General features: G+C 44.1%; 19 protein-coding genes and 2 pseudogenes. 16 read left to right on the top strand and 5 right to left on the bottom strand.

Translation table 11 applies throughout. The annotated features are described in order from the left end of the window. Positions 1 to 227: 227 nt before the first annotated feature. Positions 228 to 749: a hypothetical protein gene (locus AACQ93_RS18435; RefSeq protein WP_064607600.1), complete on the bottom strand. Its 522-nt coding sequence runs from the start codon at positions 747 to 749 to the stop codon at positions 228 to 230. Between the two features lie 640 nt (positions 750 to 1389). Between AACQ93_RS18435 and AACQ93_RS18440 the strand changes: the two genes are divergently transcribed. Further along, the gene (locus AACQ93_RS18440) at positions 1390 to 2154 is read left to right on the top strand and encodes a winged helix-turn-helix domain-containing protein (RefSeq protein WP_084419315.1); all 765 of its coding nucleotides are present in this window, start codon (positions 1390 to 1392) and stop codon (positions 2152 to 2154) included. Next, on the top strand, positions 2138 to 2620 hold the full coding sequence (locus AACQ93_RS18445) for a hypothetical protein (RefSeq protein WP_064607604.1): 483 nt from the start codon (positions 2138 to 2140) through the stop codon (positions 2618 to 2620). Before AACQ93_RS18440 ends, AACQ93_RS18445 begins: the two co-directional genes overlap by 17 nt. A 689-nt stretch (positions 2621 to 3309) precedes the next feature. On the opposite strand, the gene AACQ93_RS18450 is transcribed toward AACQ93_RS18445, so the two are convergent. Beyond that, positions 3310 to 3756 carry a hypothetical protein gene (locus AACQ93_RS18450; protein ID WP_064607607.1) on the bottom strand — a complete coding sequence of 149 codons (447 nt, stop codon included), beginning with the start codon at positions 3754 to 3756 and terminating at the stop codon, positions 3310 to 3312. 686 nt (positions 3757 to 4442) lie between these two features. On the opposite strand from AACQ93_RS18450, the gene AACQ93_RS18455 reads away from it, so the two are divergent. The 12 genes from AACQ93_RS18455 to tnpA all read left to right on the top strand — a co-directional run bounded on the left by AACQ93_RS18455 (position 4443) and on the right by tnpA (position 13307). Further along, positions 4443 to 5651 (top strand): M20/M25/M40 family metallo-hydrolase, encoded by a 1209-nt coding sequence (locus AACQ93_RS18455; protein ID WP_064607609.1) that lies wholly within the window; start codon positions 4443 to 4445, stop codon positions 5649 to 5651. Between the two features lie 339 nt (positions 5652 to 5990). Further along, complete coding sequence (locus AACQ93_RS18460) at positions 5991 to 7361, top strand: sigma-54 interaction domain-containing protein (RefSeq protein WP_064607610.1); 1371 nt, start codon at positions 5991 to 5993, stop codon at positions 7359 to 7361. A 190-nt stretch (positions 7362 to 7551) separates the two neighbouring features. Continuing rightward, positions 7552 to 7974, top strand: a complete 423-nt coding sequence (locus AACQ93_RS18465; RefSeq protein WP_051035742.1) for a NifB/NifX family molybdenum-iron cluster-binding protein — start codon at positions 7552 to 7554, stop codon at positions 7972 to 7974. Further along, on the top strand, positions 7974 to 8174 hold the full coding sequence (locus AACQ93_RS18470) for a hypothetical protein (protein ID WP_064607612.1): 201 nt from the start codon (positions 7974 to 7976) through the stop codon (positions 8172 to 8174). Before AACQ93_RS18465 ends, AACQ93_RS18470 begins: the two co-directional genes overlap by 1 nt. A gap of 51 nt (positions 8175 to 8225) precedes the next feature. Further along, complete coding sequence (locus tag AACQ93_RS18475; protein ID WP_007463787.1) at positions 8226 to 8588, top strand: NifB/NifX family molybdenum-iron cluster-binding protein; 363 nt, start codon at positions 8226 to 8228, stop codon at positions 8586 to 8588. 2 nt (positions 8589 to 8590) lie between these two features. Further along, positions 8591 to 9478, top strand: a complete 888-nt coding sequence (locus tag AACQ93_RS18480; protein ID WP_064607614.1) for a damage-control phosphatase ARMT1 family protein — start codon at positions 8591 to 8593, stop codon at positions 9476 to 9478. After that, positions 9475 to 10320 carry an ATP-binding protein gene (locus AACQ93_RS18485; RefSeq protein ID WP_064607616.1) on the top strand — a complete coding sequence of 282 codons (846 nt, stop codon included), beginning with the start codon at positions 9475 to 9477 and terminating at the stop codon, positions 10318 to 10320. The genes AACQ93_RS18480 and AACQ93_RS18485 overlap by 4 nt, the downstream gene beginning before the upstream one ends. Next, positions 10317 to 11195: an ATP-binding protein gene (locus tag AACQ93_RS18490; RefSeq protein WP_064607618.1), complete on the top strand. Its 879-nt coding sequence runs from the start codon at positions 10317 to 10319 to the stop codon at positions 11193 to 11195. Before AACQ93_RS18485 ends, AACQ93_RS18490 begins: the two co-directional genes overlap by 4 nt. Before the next feature lie 11 nt (positions 11196 to 11206). Further along, the gene (locus AACQ93_RS18495) at positions 11207 to 11545 is read left to right on the top strand and encodes a NifB/NifX family molybdenum-iron cluster-binding protein (RefSeq protein ID WP_064607620.1); all 339 of its coding nucleotides are present in this window, start codon (positions 11207 to 11209) and stop codon (positions 11543 to 11545) included. Positions 11546 to 11584: 39 nt separating this feature from the next. Beyond that, positions 11585 to 11740, top strand: coding sequence for a hypothetical protein (locus AACQ93_RS18500; protein ID WP_157097604.1), 156 nt, complete (start codon positions 11585 to 11587; stop codon positions 11738 to 11740). Positions 11741 to 12030: 290 nt separating this feature from the next. Further along, positions 12031 to 12444 (top strand): PaaI family thioesterase, encoded by a 414-nt coding sequence (locus AACQ93_RS18505; RefSeq protein ID WP_064607622.1) that lies wholly within the window; start codon positions 12031 to 12033, stop codon positions 12442 to 12444. 431 nt (positions 12445 to 12875) lie between these two features. Beyond that, on the top strand, positions 12876 to 13307 hold the full coding sequence (gene tnpA, locus AACQ93_RS18510) for an IS200/IS605 family transposase (RefSeq protein WP_064607624.1): 432 nt from the start codon (positions 12876 to 12878) through the stop codon (positions 13305 to 13307). 61 nt (positions 13308 to 13368) lie between these two features. Here the strand turns inward: tnpA and AACQ93_RS18515 are convergent, their stop codons facing one another. The 3 genes and pseudogenes from AACQ93_RS18515 to AACQ93_RS18525 all read right to left on the bottom strand — a co-directional run. Next, a complete protein-coding gene (locus AACQ93_RS18515; protein WP_064607626.1) occupies positions 13369 to 13788 on the bottom strand; it encodes a hypothetical protein in 420 nt (139 codons plus the stop codon). A gap of 638 nt (positions 13789 to 14426) precedes the next feature. Then, positions 14427 to 15429: pseudogene (locus AACQ93_RS18520) on the bottom strand (phage portal protein). After that, positions 15426 to 15919: pseudogene (locus AACQ93_RS18525) on the bottom strand (phage terminase large subunit family protein); the annotation flags it as partial. The pseudogenes AACQ93_RS18525 and AACQ93_RS18520, both read right to left, overlap by 4 nt. 18 nt (positions 15920 to 15937) lie before the next feature. On the opposite strand from AACQ93_RS18525, the gene AACQ93_RS18530 reads away from it, so the two are divergent. Beyond that, positions 15938 to 16612: a hypothetical protein gene (locus AACQ93_RS18530; protein WP_064607631.1), complete on the top strand. Its 675-nt coding sequence runs from the start codon at positions 15938 to 15940 to the stop codon at positions 16610 to 16612. Next, positions 16612 to 16761 (top strand): hypothetical protein, encoded by a 150-nt coding sequence (locus AACQ93_RS18535; RefSeq protein ID WP_198160198.1) that lies wholly within the window; start codon positions 16612 to 16614, stop codon positions 16759 to 16761. The genes AACQ93_RS18530 and AACQ93_RS18535 overlap by 1 nt, the downstream gene beginning before the upstream one ends. Positions 16762 to 16916: the final 155 nt, after the last annotated feature.

Genomic DNA, 16916 nt, shown 5'->3' on the forward strand with positions numbered 1-16916 from the left:
ATGCTGATGTTCAGGTTAGTTGTTACTTTCATAGTATGAAGTAATAGAAAAGCACAACCACTACTTATCATCAATGACAGTAATTTAGAATGTACTAAAGTCCATTAAAACAAATTTTATTTAGATTAAATACCATTCAATGCTGGGCTGCATATTGTGTTTAAAACGTCATAGAAGAATACATAATCAAATAATTGTCATGTACTCTTCTAAGCGTCTCGATATTTCTAAATTTTTAACTTTATATTAGAGTTATTAGTAGCTTTACCTTTCACATCTGCACCAGAACCAAAAATAAAATGTGGCGCCGCAGTAATTCTACTGCTTCCAGTTTGGTGTCCACGGGCTTTAAGCATACCAACACCACCCTTGTAGCAAACCAGGTTACCGCTAAATCCCCTAGCTCTTAATTTCTTAGCTAATTTTTTCCCAAAGGATTTTGAGAAGAAAGTGATGTTGTTGCCACTGAAACAAGCAAGCACATGAATAGTAAGATTATAATTTTTTGCATGTGTTAAATTATAAGCAAGTCTATCGGCTAACTCAGATGCTGTCCAAGTTACATGCTCTGCATCATTAAGTTTCCAACTGATCATATTTGTTGAAAACTTATGTCCATGTCCCACAACAAAGAGGTGGTCGTTCAAAGTTATATCTTTCCAATTCGCATTTCGACGATTTGCCCCGGTGCGAGTACGCCCTGCAGGCGAACAATCATCAAAAGGAAGTATTGAATCAGCTCTGTCCATCCTACTTATTGTATCTAGATGCCAGTTTTCATTTCTAAACGGTAACCAATAATAACTAATTACTTCGCAATACTCCGTTAATTGCCATCAAAACGTTATCTTTTTAGCGTCGAACCTAAATTCAATGTTATTATCACTTCCCTATAACTCTTCGCTTAAGTAGATATTTTATATTCTCTTGAATGTATGAAAAAAATCCATGTTTTTCGCTCAATACCTAACATCGTTAAGGTTGACATGTCATAGCTTGGCATAAACCGCAATCGTATTGATAAACGTTGGCAATAATAACGACATTAATAACAATAACCACGTCATAAATCAGACAAATACAGGCATCATTATGTCAATATTCTAATTTTGAGTGTTTAAAGCTATTTTATTCCAAATGTCAGTCAAAATGACAATGTATATGAAATCTGATAACTACAGAAGGTATCAGATTTTTTCATTGCCATAATTTGGTAATAATCAGATAAAAATCTAGAAACAATCACTCTGAGATCACAATAATCCCCTACGGCTTTAAATTGGTCGTGATTATCAACAGATGATGCTGTTCAGTCTTCAGCTGAAGTAGTATTATAGATGATATTTATATTAATAAGAGTTAATCTAAAACGTGTGGACATTCAACCCAATGTCATATCATCAACTGACGAACCCGTTAAAACAGCGAGCACGGAGACTCAAATCAACTGAGTGTGAAATTCTTCAGATGCTTATCCAACATGAGGGAGAGTACGTCAGCAGAGAAACGCTACTTAATGAAGTTTGGCGAGGCAGGGTTGTTTCTCATGAAAATATCGCGCAATCAATATCTCAACTTCGTATAGCACTTGATGATAACGGAAAAGAGCAGAAAGTCATAAAGACAAAACCTAAAGCTGGCTATATGTTGCTACCTGACCACATAGAGGTTCAACATACCCGACCTGCCCCAGAACTACCGGAGGCCACCGTTCCTTCATCAACAATAGATGACAAAGATGTTGAATTAACGCTGCAACAAAAAGTCATTATAGCTTTACTGTCAGCAAAGGTAGTAAAAGATTGGCCATTTTACGCGCTGTTTATAATAGCAAGCGTGAATATTTTTTATACTCACGACCTATTCTTGAATGCAACGAATCCGCCTGAATATAACACCACTACATACCAAACTAATGGTGTCATGTTTATCCTTGATCACCACACTGCAAGTCTGAATCTTTATCAACATATAGAGAAACAACTACCTGAAAATATTCACAATGTAATGATATCCAAGAATCCTGACAGTTTTTACGTATCCTGTATCTTTACGAATAAAAAAACCGGTGAGAGAAACACAAAAAACCTATCATTTTCCGTTGAGTTAAATTTTGATTACATTCAGGAGAAGATTGTTGAAAAGTGCAACTAAAGTATGTGTTGGTTTATATGCAACCATCTCACTATGTGTATTACTATATCTTACATATACAAATAATATCCATACCCCCAAGACTATAGGGCAATTTTCTGCTAAAACTCTTTATTCCGATAAGTTTATATATTCCACAGATGAAAATGATTACTATAAAGAAATTAACAAGATAAAAGAAAATATACTTGGTTTCCGCACGATTACAGCCTCAATTGCAACACTTGAGACTGATACGATTTTTCATACAGCCTATTTCGTTTTATTCACAAAAAACAATACATTTCTGTCTTATCCTCGTGATGACGACAAATACAAGGAGATGATTGAAACTGATATTGTAGAAGCCGCACAGCAACAATACCCTAAGCTAGAATTTTTCAAAGTTATTTATGAAGATGGTAAGTTTGTATGTACGTCCAGTATCGACTCTCATACCACTACATGTAGAGAAATTATCCGGTAGTAAAATATCATGGCATCAGATCCATTAAAGAAAGAAATCATCCCACAGTCTATAATGTCACCTCTTTTAAAATCTTGGAGTGTTGATTTCTGTAGTAAGTATGAATGGCTTAGGTTCTATGTATGGCGAAGTCACAAAAATGCTAATTACAATATACTGCAAATAGATATGTGAAAATAAGCATAAGATATATGCCCAGTAAGCTAATAGCCACGCCACCGAAAGCTACCAAGTGCAGATCTAAATTTGCAGCATAGGGCGCAATTGCTTTTTTTATAGCTTAAAATGGTTTAGTTTTAATCGCATTAGGATATTGGTTTATGATGTTCTCAAAAACAACTATCGCCTTTTCGTAAAGGCCTAAGCTTCTGTACGTACCAGCAAGTCCAAATAAGGAGTCAGAAATCTCAGTCTCTGTTAAAGGGCCCTTAAGCGCCTTTAGATAATGCTCAATTCTCCTGATTATCAAATGACAAGGCTATATGTAAATGAACCCGACCTTTTATCGCTGGAGTTGTCATCAGTGGCATCAGCAAGGCGCGGCGTGTCTCAAAGCACCTTGCTTTCGAAGTTCAATGGCCTGCTCTAGATATTTTTCATATTTATATACCCTTTTTTCTACTTGGTTACACCAATACCACTTAGACTGATCAGAAAAGCAAGGAGTTTCAATGAGTGGCAAGCCACTATTAGCGCATAAACTGAAAACACTGAACGGAATCTGTTGAAATATTTGTACTACAAATAAAGTTGCCTTGATTATAAATAATTTGGTAAAACTCCTCATGCTCATGATTTAAAAGGTGTGCTTCACTAAAATCATGCTCAAAGTCATCACCTGTTACATGCTCATGTGATTTAGTCTTAAGTGAATATATATCGTCATTCCAAAAAAACAGGGATGACGTTTTATGCGACCTTCTTTTAAGCGTACTTCCCATGATTGATGATTCCACATCGTAATAACCGAAAAGCTTCTCTTCAAACGTTGTCATATACTTATACTTCTCCATCCCTTTGGGATAGTGCACACGCTTTTCAGAGTAAATGGTTTGATTTTCCTTATCCCCTAACGCTATCTCTGAGTAATCGTTGTTCTTGCAAATAATTACTGCCAAAAGGATAAACGCAGCCAAGATTTAGATCTTAATTAGAATTTTTATTATACACGTCACTAATTAATGCAACTGCATTAAACTACAACTCATAAGTGACCTCTCTCACAAGCACTGCAACATAGTCGTTTTCACCCTAAGAGGAAGCAAATATGCAATTATGGGCACTTATGCCATTATTGTCATTTACCCAACAGCGAGAGGACAAATGACTTCTTTTTTTGTTTTATTCTATCATGTAGTAGAAATAAGGCTGTAATTGAAAGATCCAAAACTTTTGGCAAACACGATATTCCTTGCCAAAATCACAACCTGCCACAACTACTCTTTTTAGAACAAGGGTTTAACAGAAGGCATAAATGCCCCTACTAGTTGGGAACTAACTAAAGAATTTCTTACTGTGAGGTATCAGCCTTTATTGCCAGTTAACCATTATCTTAGCTACTTATTCCTATTGAATAATTCACGCCAATAGCTGGCATAACTATAAGATCCAGTCAGTCAATCTTTGATGATACGGTAAGGCTGAAGAATACAAGTGAATGTAAGCCTTTTCTCATGGTTGCAGGATAAACGTAGCAAGCCTTAGATAACAGGTTTCGTCTATGGTAAGTTTCTTTATCAAGATACTGAATATCAAATTTTGTAGTGAAATTTCATTACCTACGGACGGATTAGTGAGCGTAATAATGAGTTTAGAGAACGACATGGAAAAGAAACACGCCTGGCAAAACACTATGCCACATGAGCAATTCGAATTTATGAAGAAGGTACTTGCATCACCTTCACCAATTGGTTTTGAAGCTGCAATGAGCTATGGCGTGATCAAACCTGAATTTGAATCTTTTATGCCTTCCGATTGGGGGATCCATCAATTCAAAGGAAATGCGGGGCTGGTTTTCGATTCTCATCCTGGTCGTGACGACCTGGTTAGTGTGATGATTGTTGGCCACGCTGACAAAATTCGCATGCAGGTGCGTAAAATAGATGACGATGGCAAAGTATGGATTAACACGGATTCTTTCCTGCCTACAACGTTAATTGGCCATGAAGTTAAAGTCTTTTGCCAGCACCCTGATGAGGCCGGTAAATTCAAAATGATTGAAGGGTGCACTGTTGAGGCTCTTGGCGCAATTCACTTCTCCACGCCTGCTCAGCGCAGTGGTGAACAGGGTATTAAGCCAGAATCTATTTATCTTGAGCTGCATACTCATGGCAATGATCGTAAAGCACAAGTTGAAGCTTTAGGATTACGTGCGGGAGATCCAATTCTTTTAGACCGTCCAATTAAGCATGGTGTTTCTCCCGATACTTTTTATGGTGCGTATTTAGATAACGGTTTGGGTTGTTTCTCTGTCACAGAGATTGCTCGTCTAGTGGCAGATGAAGGCCTTGATAACGTCCGTGTTCTTTATACCATTGCAACTCATGAAGAAATTGGCAGATTTGGTTCTACCCAGTTAGTGGGTGAGCTTAAGCCAGACGTATTAATTGCAACTGATGTAAACCACGACTACGAAGCAGCGCCTGGAATTGGTAACCGTAAAATGAACCCTCTTAAGATGGGTGACGGCTTTACCATTGGTCGTGGCTCTGTTACCTCAGAATATTTGGTTCAATCTTTAGAGAACGTTTGCCGAGAGCAAGACATACCTTATCAGTTAGATTTCTCCGGTCGTGACATGGGCACAGACGGTATGGCAGCTGCGTTAGCCGGTGTTGATAGTGCTGCAATCACCATTGGTTACCCAATTCGTAACATGCACACATCATCAGAGTCTGCACACACAGGTGATCTGTTGGGCTCTATTCATGCTCTCGCCGGATTATTACGTCATTTTAATGCGCTGAATGATGGCAAAGGCATAACGCGTGATGACCTGAAAAATAGTCATATCCGCCTAGATCACATCTAACTTGCTACTACTTATAATATACCTGTCAGAGGCGCGATAATGTGCCTCTGATTGTTTCTTGCTTCTCCCGGACGTCACTCTGGATGTCAAAAAGCGAGAATATTTGAGTACTCATTAGCACGGGTTAAGCGACAGGCTTTAGGGTAAGCTTCGAGTGCTGAGCGATACCTCGATCGACTCATCTTGGATAGTTTTATCTTCATGGCGAGGAAGATGCTTTTAACATAAGTGTTGTCTCAACGAGAAGGCTTTTGTTTTGGAGCTAAGATCCTGATTTACCGCTGTGTTAGGTATAATATAGCCATCATCAATAGTGGTATAACTTTTACTGAATGATATATGGAAGAGCATAGTAACCCCCTCAAACTCACTGAATTTACCGACTCCATCCTTGAGAGCATCTCGGATGGTGTGTTTACGGTAGACAACCAGTGGCGGATCAGCTTTTTTAATCGGGCTGCAGAAGATATTACCGGGATCCCAAGGAATGAAGCTTTGGGAAAACGTTGCTCCGAGGTTTTTAAGTCCAGTATGTGTGAGGCCGACTGCGCCTTACGACAGACGCTCAACAATACCACTCCGATAATCAATAAATCCTGCTATATCATCAATGCTGAAGGTGAGCGCATTCCGGTCTCTGTATCAACGGCAGTTCTTAAAAATAGTGAAGGCCAGGTTATCGGTGGCGCAGAGACGTTTCGCGATCTAAGTGAGGTGGAGGCGCTGAGAAATGCGCTTAAGGGGCGCTCCCAAGTAGGGGGCTTTGTCAGTCACAGTCCACTTATGCGCAACCTGTTTGAGCTGCTGCCGGCAGTGTCTGCAAGCAGCAGCAATGTTCTGATCCAAGGGGAGACCGGTACCGGAAAGGAGCTATTGGCTCGAGCCGTGCATGATATGGGGCCTCGCGCAGATAAACCTTTTATCGCCATCAACTGCGGAGCACTGCCGGATAACCTGCTTGAGTCTGAGCTTTTTGGCTATAAAAAGGGGGCCTTCACCGGGGCGACCCAGGACAAGCCAGGCCGCTTTGCCCTAGCCGAGGGCGGTACCTTGTTTCTTGATGAGATCGGTGAGATCAACCCAGCCCTTCAGGTGCGCCTACTGCGTGTTCTTCAGGAACACTGCTATGAGCCGCTCGGCGCGGTTAAGTCGGAACAAAGTGATGTGCGGATCATTGCAGCCACTCACAAAGATCTGGCTGCAATGGTTGCCAACGGCGAATTCAGGCAGGATTTGTACTACCGAATCCATGTGGTGGACTTGAAACTTCCACCACTTCGAAGCCGTAAGGAAGATATCCCGCTGCTGGTTGATCAGTTTGTACGCAACTTTAACCGCCTGCAGAACCGTGAGGTGTCTGGTCTCTCCCCTGAAGCCATTTCATTTTTGCTGGATCATGACTGGCCGGGAAACGTGCGTGAACTGGAAAACGTTATTGAAAGAGCCTTTGTGCTCTGTCCAAATGGGCAGATTGGCCCGGCCTATCTGCCGCCTGAGCTAGGCGCAAGAGTGATGCCGAAAGACCAGCCAGAAGCTATCGGCTCTGCGCGTCAGCTGGCAGAAAAGCAGTCGATACAAGAGGCACTAAAGCGTAATAGGTTCAACCGGGCTGCAACGGCTCGTGAGTTGGGTATCCACAAAACCACCCTTTATCGCAAGATGAAGTCCCTACAGATCCCTTTTCCTAAGCAGAATGGTCGCAACCGATAGTTGCAATGGTTTCATGGCTGCAACCACCTGAGTCCATAATGGTTGCACAAATGCAGCCATTGTAATTTCCCTGCATTCTTTTTCTTTTATTCATTCCCTTTAAAAACATGTAGATACAAAGATTTTGGCTCGGTTTCAAAAACTGGAATGCCAATTGCTCTATCTAAGATATCAATGATGGAGCCTTTGTATGAAAGCAGCATTTACAACCTGGAACGACCGGATATCTCCGGTGTTTGATGTCGCGGGACAGATTTTGCTCGTTGAGTCAGACAGCAAGGGGGCTGTGCATAAGGAAAACCTCGCCTTACCAGTCGGTTGTGTCATGGATAAGCTGACTTTTCTTGATAATCAAAAAGTTGAATTGTTGGTCTGTGGTGCCATCTCTCACTCGCTGCAGTGCGCCGTAGAAGCGCGAGGTATCAAGGTATATCCGTTTTGTGCTGGGGAGACCAGCAAGCTAATAGACGCTTGGATGAACGGCGGCCTGGATAAGGCATCGTTTTCCATGCCCGGCTGCTGCAAAAGACGCCGCCGTATGGGTGCAGGAAATAGCTGCAAGCGTAACGATCTTCCGCGTGGAAGATTTAATCAGAGAAACAGGAGGCAATGATGCCTGGATGTGATGGAACCGGCCCAATGGGTAACGAAATGAAAAAAGGTCGCGGTAAAAAAGCTGTAAAAGGCCGTAATGCCAGAGCAGGGAGAGGCTGCGCTTGTGGCCAGCGTCAGGATTCCTGCGCCAGACGTGGTTTTGGCAGGGGGCGACGGGGTATGGGGTTTGACCGTACTCAGCTAAGCCAAAGCGAATAAGTAGTAACGGTGTCGGCGGTATCCGCCGGCACCTGCATAAGGATAAATAAAATGAAAATTGCACTGACAACTTCCTCACAGACACTGGATGGTGAGCTGGATAAACGCTTTGGCCGTGCTCCTGGTTTTCTTATCTACGATACCGAGCGCAATATTTGTGAGTTTGTAGATAACAAGCAGAATCTGAACGCTGCCCAGGGCGCAGGTATTCAGGCTGCACAAAATATTATCGCCACTGGGGCAGAGTGTTTAATCACCGGCAACTGCGGTCCTAAAGCTTTTAAGGTGCTGCAGAGCGCTGGAGTTAAAATCTTTAGCTGTGATATGGATTCACTAAAAGCGTGTGTTGAGCAGTTTATTTCTGGCGGGCTTACCGAGATCAGCGACGCGACTGTTGAGTCACACTGGAGCTAAGGATGAGAAGTAGTCTCGAATGTATTCCCTGCTTTATGCGCCAGGCTTTAGAGGCCGGGCGCAGGATCAGTGATGATGAGCAGCTGATCGGCAATGCTCTGCGTCGTATCTCACGGCAGATAGCAGACTTTGATCTCAGCCTCTCTCCGCCTGAAATGGGGCAGCGAATTCACCGCATCTTGCGCCAAGAAGTGGGTTGCGATGACCCCTATTTAGAGATTAAGCAACAATCAACCCAAGTGGCGCTGTCACTGGTTCCTCGCGTAACCGAGCTGTTGCAAGCATCTGAAGACCCGTTTGAGCTGGCGCTACGTTTTGCGATTGCCGGAAATATCCTGGATTTTGCCTTGTTGTCGGTCTGGGATGATGAGCGAATTAACGACTCGTTTGAAAAGGCCAACAGTCATCCCATCGATACCAAGATGGTTAACCAGTTAAAGCAGAAGATGCAGCAGGCAGGTAATGTAATGATACTGGCAGATAACGCCGGTGAGACCGTATTAGATCGCTTTTTGATCGAGCAGTTGCCAAAGCACCTTAAGGTAACCTATGTCGTTAAGGGTTCTCCAGTCATCAATGATGCCGTCGAGGCCGATGCTATCGAAGCGGGAATAGACCAACTGGCAAGCATTATTGATAACGGCACTGATGGACCGGGGACCATACTGCATCACTGCTCGGACTCATTCAAAGCTGCTTTTGACGCGGCCGATGTCATTATCGCAAAGGGGCAAGCCAACTTTGAAACCCTCAATACCGCCGATAGAGAGGTGTTCTTGCTTACCCAGATCAAGTGCGGGGTGATTGCCGACGCCTACAACTACCAGGTGGGTGACTGGATAGTTACCAGTACAACAGAGCTGGCTATAAGCGCTGGAAGAGGGGTATGAAGATAGCGATTGCCTCTGGTAAAGGAGGAACGGGGAAAACCACTGTGTCTGTAGCCCTGGCACTCGCAGCAGAGCAGACTGTGCACTACCTCGACTGCGACGTTGAAGAGCCCAACGGAAAGCTATTTCTTGCCCCGGAGATTGATTCAGTTGAAACGGTTTCGGTGGCGGTCCCTATGGTACATCGTGATCTTTGCAGCGGCTGTGGCGATTGCGCTGAGATCTGTCAGTTCAATGCCATCATCACCCAGGGTGAATATGCGATTGTCTTCCCAGAGCTGTGCCATAGCTGTGGCGGGTGTACTCGACTCTGCCCTGATGAGGCACTCACCGAGGTGATGCACCCTGTCGGCACCCTGAGACAAGGTAAGAGCGGTCGGGTTCGCTTTACTGAGGGGATGATAGATGTGGGGATTGCGATGGCCACCCCGGTTATTCGTGCTGTCAAACAGAAGACCTCTCCTAATGAGCTATCAATTATCGATTCGCCGCCGGGCACTTCATGCTCGATGGTCACTACGGTTCGTGATGCTGACTTTATCCTGTTGGTCACCGAGCCAACCCCTTTTGGTCTCCACGACCTGAGAATAGCGGTTGAGACCGTCCGTGAACTGCAGCGGCCCTTTGCCGTGGTTATAAATCGGTTTGATCAAGTGGATAACTGTGTCGATGCCTACTGCGACGAGCAAGGTATTGAGGTGATGCTGCGCATCCCGGAAAGTCGCGAGGTGGCTAAGGCGTATTCTCGCGGAGAGGCTTTGCTCTCAGCGATTCCCGGGCTTAAACCTGAACTGCAACAACTGCTGTCAGCAATTGAGTCAAGGGTGGGCGAAGTACAATGAAAGAGATTGTCATTCTTAGCGGTAAGGGGGGGACAGGCAAAACCAGCCTGACGGCCTCCTTTGCTGCACTGTCACAGCAGGCAGTACTGGCCGACTGCGATGTGGATGCTGCAGATCTGCATCTGGTATTAAACCCGGAGATACAGCAGAAACACACCTTCTACAGCGGCAATGAGGCCTCTATCCGCAGTGATGAGTGCTCCTCCTGCAATATGTGCAAAGAGTATTGTCGGTTTGACGCGGTTATCTACGATAAAGAAAACGACAGCTATAGCATCGACCAGACAGCCTGTGAAGGGTGTGGTGTTTGTGTTTATTTCTGCCCAGATAACTGTATCGACTTCCCTGAGCGAGAGTGTGGTGAGTGGTATCGCTCGGATACCCGCTTTGGCCCTATGGTTCACGCCCATTTGGGTATCGCCGCCGAAAACTCCGGAAAGCTGGTCAGTTTGGTAAGGAGTGAGGCCCGAAAAGTGGCAACAGAGCAAGGTGCCCAACTGCTTCTGGTTGATGGCCCTCCGGGTATCGGCTGTCCGGTTATCGCTTCGATCACTGGTGCGGACCATCTGGTGTTGGTAACCGAGCCCACTCAGTCCGGCATGCATGATATTGAGCGGGTTCTGAGATTGGCCAGACACTTTGGTTTGCCTACTTCTCTGTGCGTTAACAAGTGGGATATCAACCCCAATATGACTGAGCAGATCGAGGCGCTTGGTGAAGAACTCGGCGCTTATCTTCTTGGTCGTATCGACTACGACAAGCTGGTTACCCAGGCTCAAGTCGCTGGAAAGAGCGTGGTAGAGATGGGTGAAAGCCAGATTGGATACCAGATCCGCGCGATTTGGGAAAAAGTTCTACAGATAACCTGTAAATAAAAGGAAAACACATGAAAATTGCAATACCGGTCGCTAACGGCCTGCTTAACTTACATTTCGGCCACTGCAAAAGCTTCGCTATTATGGATGTGGATCAACAAGCCAAGAAGATCACCGGCCGAAATGACATCGATGCGCCGCCGCACGAGCCGGGCTTGCTGCCTCGCTGGCTTGGCGAGAGAGAGGTTAATCTGGTGATTTCTGGCGGAATGGGACAGAAAGCTAAGCAGCTGTTTGGCCAGCAGGCTATCGAGGTGATTGTCGGTGCGCCGGCTGAAACGCCTGAATCTCTGGTTAACGCCTATCTGGACGGAACGCTAGTATCTGGCGCAAATGCCTGTGATCACTAACTAGGGGGGGGGATTGACGTTTCATTCAAGGGCCTGGCTGTGGTAAAGCATCTTACATTTCGAATCCTTGTTGATAACACCGATGACAATAACATCCTGTTCTCTAATGCCAGGGCGATGGGATGCGATCTTACCTGGGGCGATTATCTAGTGCTCACTCATGGGCACTATGGCCATCCAGGCAATATCAGCTGACTTTTGCTACTCAGGCCAGATAAGAACACTGCAGCATATATGTCGGGTAAGCGGTGAATCCAGAATCGCCGGTATTATTATTGGCGTGCTGCATCTAAACGGGTCTCTAAGCAGCGTATGCAGGCAACGATTGCTGCGCTGATTGACCTAAACCCCAGGTTTATTATTCCTGTGCCACTGCACGGAAGACGAGGCATCTAAACAGCTAAAGATGGCTCTGTCGGATAAGGTAGCGAAGGCGGCAGTGGTCGGATCATTTGAGCAGTTTAAGCTCGGGAGTATCAGATTAAATGCCACAATATCAGGTAGCAAAACAGGCCCATACCTACTGTATGGTATGCGGCGAGCAGGCTAGTAACCCTGATTCTCTACAATTGAGCTTTGAACTCGATGGTGAGAAGGGCGTGACGGCTGTATTTGATGTAACACCTCGGCATCAGGGGTATAACGGCTTGCTGCACGGCGGCATGACCAGCACCTTGATGGATGCGGCGATGACACACTGCCTTTTTACCCAAGGGATAAAGGCCCTGACTGCGGAACTGCTAGTACGCTTTATGAAACCGATTCAGATTGGTGACCTGATAAAGGTCTCAGCCTCTCTGTCCGGGAAAAGACACGGTATCTATCAACTGGAAGCCCAAATTAGCAAGGGGCAGCGGACGTTAGCGCGGGCAAGCGGCAAATTTATCGACCCAAAGTAACTGATTTTAATTTTCTTATAACAACACAATGTGCTGTGTTTGATGTTTTCTTTTCCGGAGCCGAACTCGATACGTTTTTTCTTGAAGATATTTATCGTTGAGATTGAATAACAAGAGTGATGGGAGTGCTCTAGTATGACCATCATATCTTGATGTGAGAGAGTATCTGTCGCCACTTGCCGATTTTGGGGATGAAAAAGGCCGCTAAAAAGCGGCCTTAAATTATTAGATTTTTTTTATATCGGTGAAATTCCGAGTTTACTCTTTACCGAAAACGTTGTTTTCTTGCTCCTGAACACGGACGAAAGTAGTGCGTTTTGTTGTCATCCCTAAACCACCTTCTATGGTGTTGGTGATTGCTCCTAGGCCTAGGGGCTATTGCCCGTAGAAGGAAAACTCTTATTCACTACAAGTAAGAGGGATCAACTAACATGGGCGATTATCGAAGTTCATCACATTTTTACTGGTGTTGTAAATATCATATTGTTTGGACGCCAAAATACCGATTTAAGATTTTGAAAAGGAATGTAGGTAAAGAGCTTTATCGTTCAATATACATTCTCTGCAACATGAAGGATTGCGAGGTTTTGGAGCTAAATATCCAACCTGATCATGTTCATCTTGTTACGATAATCCCTCCAAAGGTATCGATTTCAACTTTGATGGGTGTATTGAAAGGCCGAACGGCAATACTGCTTTTTTATAAATTTCCGCACATCAGCAAGAAGTTATGGGGAAATCATTTTTGTGCGAGAGGATACTTTATCGACTCCGTTGGAGTTAATGAAGAAATAATTAGAAGGTATGTGAGGCACCAAGACAAACAAGAGCTTGAGCAACAGTTAAAGTTGTTAAAGAATTAACAGCGTCGTCGCCCCCTTTTAGGGGGCTGATATTAAGACCGCCTTCTAAGAAGGCGGGGTTTTATTTACGACGAGAGCACAGGTAGTGATCATACTTATTGATATCAACTTCTGGCATCGATTGGTAACTCAATAATTTCAGTGTGGAATCAAATGTTATGTGATCAACGTTTCTATTATTATATGCCGAAATGGTTTTGTTGCTGTATTGTATGTTGTTTTGTTTGTATCTGATTGTTTTGTTGTTAAGGTGTAAAACGATTCCCTTTTGATCCTTTTTAACTTGTATTATTGCTTGTTCCTGCACTTGTGATAGATGATTGCAATCCCAAAAGCCAACAGCCTCATCATTGTAGGGCTTACTTATTTTTTTCCACTCTTCTAATGTATGTGATTCTTTTTGTGATAGTTCTGAGGCGAATGACGATGCTGCGTGAAATGTCAAGATAAAACTTATAAATTTTGCAAAAACAAATTTCATTAAGTTATCCTTCCCTTGAAATGTTAAACGTAAATATTTGAGGCGGTTTAAATACTCATTCAAAAAACACAACCGCCGAGATTTTACTGCTATATTTGATCTTTATATTGGAAATTAAAGTTAGTCGCTTTGCAATAAAAGGAACAAAAGTTATGAGCAAGGTTGAATACAATGAAGTGATTCTAGGTGAATCATTACATTAACGAAATGATACACTATTGATTTTTGCTGTGTGGTGGTGGAAGAGACAAATTAAGGGGGAAGATGTGTCAATTAAGGTTTGATGTTTGATATTTTGAACTTTATAAATTAGATTCTGTGTCGTTTTTGACTCTTTTGACTCTTTTGACTCTTTTGACTCTTTTGACTCTTTTGACTCTTTTGACTCTTTTGATGTGGTTATGGTTCGCAGTTGCGCCATCTTTTCATTGAGAAATAAACGTACACATGTTTTTATAATGCTGGTGTTAATGTTAGTTTTTAGCACACTTAATTGGTATGTATTTTTAATACTCCCGTTAATTATCATAGCTAAGGCTTCCAACCACGAAAAATACCTGAATGATTAAAGATCTTGGATGGGGTATATTCCAATTGTGGTGATTCTTTAGGAAGCCTTAATTATATAAAATTAACAGCTAATCTAATTGAGTGTTAAATTTAAAGTTCAACTGCTTTGAAGTTTCCGGGGCTGAATTCACTTCATCCACTATCATTTCACAAACTGGAATGATTTCATCGCGGGCATATTCACAGCCTACTTTTTCTGGGTCACCAAAATTCGCCATTCCCTGCGGAATCATGCCGCCTTTACCTGGTGGGAACCTGTGGCCGACAAGAATACCCTGGGCGGTAATGTTTTTGATTCGTTCAAATTCATCTTAGGTGGCAATGTCACCCACAGGAATTAGCTGAATGCCTTTCTCATGGCCGCCGGGGATATTCACAAACATACAGCGGAAGTTACCCACGCCTTTGCTGCTGACAATGGATTTCTTCATCTTCTTCGCTCTTGTGTGGGGCGGTCGCGTAGAAAATAAAGCCCATGTGCGCACCGTTCTTGTGATACCTGCGGCGGAATAAGGTGGCATATTGATTCAATAGGCTGCTTTGAATGCAGCCTAAATAATCTGGTATGCCATAAATCTGCTGCTGCGGGTCGTACTGTGGCAGCCAGATAATGTCGTTCTTGTTGTAGACCTTATGCTTTTCTTCTTTCTGCAGGTAAACCCACTTTCCGTTTTTACGCCTGCGAAGGTACATAGACGAAATATGAGTCAGGCCGATCACTCGGTTGAAGTAATCTCTGTTTTTCAGAAAAGCGCCATTTCCAAACGTAAAATAATCACGACAAAATGATTGAAGCTCTCGTTTTCGGATATTGCCGCCACTAACGAATCGGCTGGCAACATAGTTCGACCGGGCGATCAGGGCACTGGAATGGTAAGCGTTGGCCCGAGCAATTTGCGCCAGTCCGGCAGGAGAAATCGGCGGCTCCCAGTATTCGTTCATGTCGTTGTAAAACAGGTCGTTGTATTGCGTAAGCCAGCGACTTGAATCTACCGGCTCGGCGCTGCCTTCAATGCTGTAACAGGACTCGGGCTGCTTTTCGGTTTCTTGAGTGAGTTGTTGTTCTGTCATGCTGCGGTTTTCCAAGTCGATTTAGGTTTGTTGGTGTGGTCGAGTGGTTCATTGATGATGGCGTGGGAAATCGCCCAGAAGCCATCGGCATGGCCTGTCAGCCTCTGGATGTCATGTTGTTGTCGCTGTTGGTTGCCGTTCGCTTAATTGCCATGAAGGCCATTGCCAAGTCTTTGTGCTCGGCATCGAACTGCAGGCGATTAGATTCAATAACATCAATCATCGTCATTACCAGGCGGTTTTTGTTGTCTGAGCTGTAGTGAATCGCCACTGCTTCACGCGGGTGTTGCTTGCTGATTAAATCCCACACCCCGGCACCAATGCCTGTGGTATCAATACCGATGTAACTAACGTTGAAGCGTTTAAATACTTTGTCGATTTGTGATGCCTGGTACTGGAAGTTGAGTCCGCGTCAGTAGTACTTATCCAGTACACGGAATTTTTCTGAGGCAAGAATCGGCGGAGCGATAACAACCAGGTAGGCATTATCTTCCGCCTCTTCCCTGAAATGACAGGCCGCTGGCATCTGCCAAGGTGGGGCAAGGTGGTTGCATTGCCAGAGCTGCCCCAAGAAGGGGATTTGTCCGACCGTTTCTATCCGCACTATGCGGTGGATGTTTTGCTGCTTGATGAAAAGGGCATGGAATATCAAGACAAGCCACCATTGCAGGCAGTACCGCTGCCTGTGCCGGGATTGGGTGATTACGCCGGAAGGTTAGAACCGCCCGCCATTGGCAGCATTGTTGAACTGGGCTTTATGTTCGGCCAGCCGGATAAGCCCTTTATTCGCTGCGTATTACCACTGGGCTTTAAGTTACCGGCTATCAAGGAAGGTGAAAGCCGATACCAGCAGCGTGAAGGTGTTTACCAGCTGGTTGATCAGGAAGGCAACATTGAGCGCAAGACGGACAAGGACGATATCATTGAATGCCTGAACCAACGCATCAAGGTATTAGAGGATCGGGTAACCGAAATCACTGGCAGCGACCGTCTGACCATATCTAAAGATCTCATCATCAAGACCAAGACCAAGACCAAGACCAAGACCAAGAACATCACTGAAGATGCCGACACCATCAAACTCAACGGCGGCAAAGGTGTTTGCACCGGCGCAAGTATTTGCCCATTCATGGGTAAGCCGCATGTTGACGTATCCAAAACCGTATTTGCAGGGAAAAACTAATGGCACTAAGCAAAGCATCATTGAAAGAGAAACTGGAAAAGGAACTGGAAGCTCAGGGCTTTGTGCTTACTGGTGAGTTCGCAATGGCGGGGAAGATGGCCGAAGCAATTGCCAATGCCGTCGTGGATGAAATCACCCAGAACGCATAGGTCGAAGTCGAACAAGGCAGTTCATCCGGAACGTATGAAGTATCTTAAATTGGCGAAGAAGCAGAATTAAACTTTTAGTCACGATTATAACGCTGCATACATATGCATTTTTAGTTTAGGTCTGTGATATAAGGAAATGATGGTGTAGACACTTT

The sequence above is a fragment of the Photobacterium sp. J15 genome (genome assembly GCF_963870815.1).
In the GTDB taxonomy this organism is placed as follows: Bacteria; Pseudomonadota; Gammaproteobacteria; order Enterobacterales; family Vibrionaceae; genus Photobacterium; species Photobacterium marinum.